The sequence below is a fragment of the Cloacibacillus sp. genome (assembly GCA_036655895.1).
In the GTDB taxonomy this organism is placed as follows: domain Bacteria; phylum Synergistota; class Synergistia; order Synergistales; family Synergistaceae; genus JAVVPF01.
In genome coordinates, this window is sequence record JAVVPF010000062.1 from 715 (window position 1) to 6,103 (window position 5,389).

Annotated in this window: 5 protein-coding genes and 2 riboswitches; all 5 genes read right to left on the bottom strand. The window is 44.9% G+C overall.

What is annotated here, in order from left to right:
• On the bottom strand, positions 1 to 1,021 hold a 1,021-nt coding region (locus RRY12_12270; GenBank protein MEG2185447.1), incomplete at its 3' end, for a hypothetical protein.
• Positions 1,022 to 1,042: 21 nt separating this feature from the next.
• Positions 1,043 to 2,272 carry a serpin family protein gene (locus RRY12_12275; protein MEG2185448.1) on the bottom strand — a complete coding sequence of 410 codons (1,230 nt, stop codon included), beginning with the start codon at positions 2,270 to 2,272 and terminating at the stop codon, positions 1,043 to 1,045.
• Positions 2,273 to 2,412: 140 nt separating this feature from the next.
• A riboswitch (cyclic di-GMP riboswitch) is annotated at positions 2,413 to 2,509 on the bottom strand.
• Between the two features lie 188 nt (positions 2,510 to 2,697).
• Complete coding sequence (locus tag RRY12_12280) at positions 2,698 to 3,012, bottom strand: hypothetical protein (protein ID MEG2185449.1); 315 nt, start codon at positions 3,010 to 3,012, stop codon at positions 2,698 to 2,700.
• Between the two features lie 29 nt (positions 3,013 to 3,041).
• The gene (locus RRY12_12285; GenBank protein ID MEG2185450.1) at positions 3,042 to 4,277 is read right to left on the bottom strand and encodes a serpin family protein; all 1,236 of its coding nucleotides are present in this window, start codon (positions 4,275 to 4,277) and stop codon (positions 3,042 to 3,044) included.
• A gap of 84 nt (positions 4,278 to 4,361) precedes the next feature.
• A riboswitch (cyclic di-GMP riboswitch) is annotated at positions 4,362 to 4,458 on the bottom strand.
• A 299-nt stretch (positions 4,459 to 4,757) separates the two neighbouring features.
• The coding region (locus RRY12_12290; protein MEG2185451.1) for an anaerobic ribonucleoside-triphosphate reductase activating protein at positions 4,758 to 5,389 on the bottom strand (632 nt) is incomplete at its 5' end.

Below are 5,389 nucleotides of genomic sequence, written 5' to 3' on the forward strand. Positions count from 1 at the left end.
CAATTTTTGTGCTTGCCGTAGTAACATCTGAGCTTTGAAGCGTACCCCGGTAGAACTGATTAGATAGATTTGACGGCTGGGTAAGCAAAAAATTTGACATACTCTGCCAATCATAGGTTTTTGCTAGATTAGATTCCGGAAAATTAAAATTTTTAGTTTCATCAGGCGCGCCAACAGTGTTACTGTATTTTCGAACAATCTTATACTCCCTGCTGGCTGCGGGGTTGGCGTTCAAAATCAAATTATTTCCTACCGCTGGGGGATATTTTCTTGTTAAAATATTATACAATACTTGTCCAGTAGAAAGCGCTGGGCAGCCCACCAGATATTCCCGTTCGCTGACATTTGTTCCCGCGAATTCATTGTTGATTGTTGAATATTGAGTAATCTCACTATGTTTATTTAGCACATTGAATGGATACCCCTGTCCCCAGTAGCGTTCCCTCCCCATTAACGGCGCTACGCGAATATCGGCAGAAGCAGTTAGCCCTGTTGTACTTATTGATCGACTGCCAAGCCGGGCGCTATTTTTTTGTGCGGTATCCTTTAGCGATTTCCAACGCGCTTTGTTTTTAGATAATTCTGTCGTTTTTTCTTTAGTCAACAGAATAATATTTTTGTCAGATCTACCGCTGCGCAGCACGTCTACGTTAGTATTAAAGCAAACTGTTTTATACCATAAGGTGTTCTCATATGCTTCTTCTGACATCACTCCGGGACCAAAAGTTTGTATTGGCCAAAAGTCATCATCTGCCGGCAGGATTACCCAGCCGTTGGGAGACAGTGTGACGAGAAAGTATCCAACATTCCCGTGAATTCCGCCACGATATAATTTAATTTGGTCAATATTTGTTCCTAATGTCTCACCAAAGTGGTTTTCCGTTTCCTGAAGCCAGTTCGCAACTGTAGTATTAGCGTCAGACGCGGTTACAGGCGCTGCCGCCGCTGTGTTATAACCGTTAGGGCATAACAAAATCACAATCACGGTAAAAATAATAATAGCTCTGCGAAAGATTAACATTATTTTGCCTCCTTTTAAGCCTCACTTTGATACGATATTCGGGCTATCTTCTTTCCCGCAATACCGTCCCATTAAGAGAATCGCGCCGCTTCTGTTGTCAACGATAAAATAGACAAATGGATGAGTAGGATAGAATCCTCCATCAAGGTTATAAGGATACTCTTTTTTCAGGTCCTCCTGGTCTTTTTTTATCAATTTTTCAATTTTTTCAATTTCCTGCGGAGAGAGCGGTGGATGAGCAAAAGCAGCGTAAAATGCTCTCGTTCCTCTAATAAGCATTGTGGACCAGAAAGTATTTACAGCCCTTGATTGTTCACCTCCATATATGTTTATGACGTTTTTCTGCTTTAATTTTTCCCTTTCCCCCCCTTTTATCCCTAACGTATTCAGCCAGCTGCTAAAATCATACTGAGAGGTGATCTTTGTATCTACAATGCGGACTATCAGGTTTTTGTCCGTTTGTTTCGAAAGCAGCGAAAGATATTTTTTATAGTTTAGGGTGTCTCTCATACGGCGCTCATCCCATCCTTCTCTGGGCAGGAGGATGATATAGGAGTAGTATCGGTCTACAAATGGGAACTCAAAACTTTTAATAGTGCTGTTTTCGTAATATTTTAAGCGTTGATCCTGGAACATAATGTCGATACTTTGTAATTCGCCGTTGGGTTTGTAAAAGTCAGCCCGCTCCAGAGAAGTCTTGAAATCTTCCTCATAATTATTAAATGGGAACTCCCAGTCTGATTTAAAAAACACATCTTTTCCATCGGAACAAAAGTCCCCCCTGTCCTCTGGCGTATCCTCTATTATCTGGGCAAGGAGGGCAAAATCGTCTATTGAGTCTCCGTTAATGGAGAGCGCTCTTTTCAGCTCGCGCCTCGTCTTTCTATCTGCGCTTCTGTATTCTTGTACCAACGTCATGGCGAGGTTATAGGGGGAAAACAAAATATTCCCCTCGGCGTCGCCAGCCATTAACGGGTAGAGCTTAAAGGCAAATTTATTAATCGAAACGCCGGCCCTCCTGATCTTTTTAATATCGCTCTGCGATATCTTCCCCTCCCAACCCGGAGGTTCGTCGGGAACGTAGACTTCCCCGCGCATCCATCGCGATTGAATTTGATTCCATTTCCAAGACGGCACGCTTTTAGGCACGCTTAAGGCTGGCGTGACAAAAGCCCCGCCAAGCGCCAGAAAGTACAGCACTAACATTATTACCGATAATAACCGCCTTTGCTTTTTATTAGGTAAGAACATTTTCCGGCGCTCCTTTTTAATTTATATACGTTTATCATTCAGATTTTCACTTTACTTTGAGTTGGAGCATTGCCACAAAAAATGACACCCCGCCGCCTATGGTATCCATACATGTTTGTGCTTCACATGAAATGGATTTTTGAGGCAGCTGGCTGTCATTCACCCATAACGCTAAAACGGGCCTTAGACCCTATAGCTTTGCGTCGCCGTCTTTAGACGGTTTTGCCTTTGGCTCTTGTTTACGCGCTTACGTATTGCGAAGGTAGTTTATTACAGCTCAACTATTAAGCTGCTGGCCTTTATTCTTTGATACAGTCGAATCACTGGCTTCTGATAGCTTTTATATGGACTGCGTTATTTTATTTTTTATGTGCATGTACTGAGTAACTTAATTTTACCGTCTAGATCTTTAAGTGTCAACAAGTTTATTCATTAGACAGAACCACCGCTACCGAGGCGCCAAACAATTGAATTGGCCAATAATCATCACTTGCTGGTAAAACGACCCAGCCATTTGGGGCCAGTGTTACAAGATAATATCCAATATCACCTCCATTAACCCCTTGATAACGCTTAACATCGCTTATCTGAGTACCAAGTTTCTCGCCACAGGGCGCCCCCATATGTATCCAGTTCAATACGGCCGTGCGGACTTCCGCTTCTTCTATTGTGCGTGCCTCCACAAACAAAGGATATGCAAATATTATAATAACCGAAAACAGCAGTGATAATTTCTTCACTCGAACACACCTCCTGTATATATTTTCTCTTAACTACCTGCCATATATCTCCCCATAAACATTATCGTCTTTGTTTGATTATTGATAATCATATAGACGAAAGGTCGGTCTGCACGAAAGATCTTTGGCTCAAGTTGCTGCTTTTCCTTATCCCCCCAATTCATAGTCCCCCTTAAATTAAACACTGTTACAGCGGCTGCTTTTGTCCTTTCTTCGTTCACCTCCATTACCGTTTTGTGGATAATGTTATCAATAAAGAAGCTCTCCACATTGCGCGCAATTTTTGTAAACTCTGCAAATAGCGACGTTGCCCTTTCCAATCCCAGTTTTCTCAGTGTCTTTACCAGGTGATATGTCTGTTGCATACGGTATTTTGGAAGATATATTTTGCAGTCAGTCATATCGAGGCTATGTACTACTTCATCAAAAAAAGCGTTTGACAAACAGTTTTCGATCTTCGTTAAACCGTTTTTTTCTGGAAGTATAATCAACATGGAATTGACAGCGTCCTTATAGTGAAGGCTTATGCTTTGGGAGAACTCGTTTTCATAATATCCTACTTTGTCTTTTTTAAACATTGTCGGCAATTTTATAATATCACCGTTTTTTTTGAAAAAATCCCGCTCCATTGTATCTCTAACGGAAAACTTATTCTGCCATTCGGCAATAAAATATATCGCGTTGGAAATAGACAGAAATGTGTCTTTAAAATCGTCGTGCGTAACCACCTCTTTTATCTCGCCTCTTGTCTTTTCGTTCGTCCAGTTATTTATAGCAGACACAGCTTGATCAACGTCAGTGTAATCCAGCTCTATCGCTTCGCTGTCGTAGTATTTTCTCAGTTTTTCCATATATTCCTTCCTGGCCGATAAATTTTTATCGGGCCATATTGCATTTGCGATCAATACTTCTCCGGCTTCAGGAGGAGTATTTTTTATAATATTCAAGATTGCTTTATATTGGGCACTAATATCGTTGTCAAAATGTAAAACTTTCCGCATCTCCTCACGGGTCTCGCCCGCCGCCCCCTCGTATGCCAGCGCAAGGGCCATCGAGATACTCAGCGGCGAGAAAAAGATATTGCCTTTTTCTTCTTTCGCAATCTCTTTATAGAGGTCGAAGGCGAAGGCGTTGACCGCTTTGCCGAGTTCGCGGGCGCGAAACAGGTCTTCGTTGGGCACGCCGCCGGTAGCGGCAAATGCCGTCTCGCTCGATAAAACCGTCAAGCAAAATATAAAAATAGCGAAACTAATACTTTTAAACATTCCTTACCTCCTCTTCAAGAGAAAAAATGACACCCCGCCGCCTTTTGTATCCATACATGTTTGTACTTCACATGAAATGGATTTTGAGGCAGCTGGCTGTCATTCACCCATAACGCTAAAACGGGCCTTAGACCCTATAGCTTTGCGTCGCCGTCTTTAGACGGTTTTGCCTTTGACTCTTGTTTACGCGCTTACGTATTGCGAAGGTAGTTTATTACAGCTCAACTATTAAGCTGCTGGCCTTTATTCTTTGATACAGTCGAATCACTGGCTTCTGATAGCTTTTATATGGACTGCGTTATTTTATTTTTTATGCGCATGTACTAAGTAATTTAATTTTACCGTCTTGACTTTTAAGTGTCAACAAGTTTATTCATTAGACAGAACCACCGCCGCGGCAAGGATGGAGACGGAGGGCGAGACTACGAGCGGTCCATGTGCATGTGCGGCTCACGCGCCTCCATCGCTATTCTGCCATCCTCAGCCGCGGATATCAATTCCCGGAAATGCTTCGCGCAGAACCTCCGCGCTGGCCGCGGAGGCGTTCAGATAGGACGGGTCAAGGCAGCCGTTGGGCTTGAAGAGTTGGAGACGCCAATGAGCGTCGTCGGCCAACTGGCGGCGGATGGCGCCGAGGTCGTCCGCCGTTAGCAGCGCCGGGATATAGGTCGTGCGAAATTCGTAGGCCAGCGCGTGGGATTTGATGATCTCTACCGAGGAGAGGATTTTTTCGATATCGACCGCCGTACCGGTCAGCCTTCCGTAGGCGGCTGAGTCAAGGGGCGCTTTGACGTCCATCGCCGCGTGGGCCACAAGCCCCTCGGCGAAGAGGGCCCGCAGTATCTCCGGGCGCGAGCCGTTGGTGTCGAGCTTCACGGGAAGAGACAGAGCCCTGATCTGGCGCAGCAGCGGCGCTAGGCCGGGCCACAGCGCAGGCTCGCCGCCGCTTATGACGACTCCGTCGAGGAAGGCGGCGCGCCGCTTGATGTCAGCCATTATTTTATCAAGCGGCAGCGCCTCCGCGCGAAAGAGCGCGAGCTCGCCGTTATGACACCACGGACAGCGGAAATTGCAGCCGAGGGTGAAGATGACCGCCGCGACATGGCCCTCCC

Excerpts from the sequence above, each read along its gene's own strand:
- RRY12_12275 (MEG2185448.1), bottom strand. The coding sequence starts at position 2,272 with ATGTTCTTACCTAATAAAAAGCAAAGGCGGTTATTATCGGTAATAATG.
- RRY12_12285 (MEG2185450.1), bottom strand. The coding sequence starts at position 4,277 with ATGTTTAAAAGTATTAGTTTCGCTATTTTTATATTTTGCTTGACGGTT.